Origin of the sequence: Polyangium sp. 15x6, assembly GCF_029960785.1 — a bacterium.
Lineage (GTDB): Bacteria > Myxococcota_A > Polyangia > Polyangiales > Polyangiaceae > Polyangium.
The window spans coordinates 1-577 of record NZ_JASBQE010000273.1; the positions used below are offsets into that span (position 1 = coordinate 1).

Consider the following 577-nt stretch of genomic DNA (forward strand, 5'->3'; position numbering starts at 1 on the left):
TCATTGCGGAGCAGGCGGCGAAGGCCCCGGGGGCCGTCGCCCTCGAGCAGGACGGACGACAGCTCAGTTATGGCGAACTCGAGGCGCAGGCAAACCGCCTGGCCCACCACCTTCGCTCCCTCGGCGTCGGGCCCGAGGTGCGCGTCGCGCTCTGCGTCGAGCGGTCGTTCGACATGGTGGTTGCCCTGGTAGGGATCCTGAAGGCCGGCGGCGCGTTCGTGCCCCTGGATCCGGCATATCCCGCCGACAGGCTCTCCCTCCTGCTATCCGAAGCGCAGGCGCCCGTGCTGCTCACGCACGAAAGCATCGAGGACCGCTTCACGGCGTCCGGCGTGACCGTGGTGCGGCTCGACGCGGACGCTTCGCAGTGGGCGCCTTTGCCGGACACGACCCCCGCGAGCGGCGTCGGGCCCGAGCATGCGAATTACGTGGTCTTCACCTCTGGCTCCACGGGCAAACCCAAGCCGGTGGTCAACGAGCACCGAGGGCTTTCCGCGCGGGTCGCATTCCTGCGCGAGCAGTTCGTGATTCATCCGAGCGATCGCGTGCTCCAGAGCGCAGCGGTGGCCTTCGACGG

At 69.2% G+C, this 577-nt stretch carries 1 protein-coding gene; it reads left to right on the plus strand.

Going from position 1 to position 577, the window contains the following annotated elements:
* Positions 1-577: AMP-binding protein (locus QHF83_RS53405; RefSeq protein ID WP_282425898.1), on the plus strand; the 577-nt coding region annotated here is incomplete at both ends.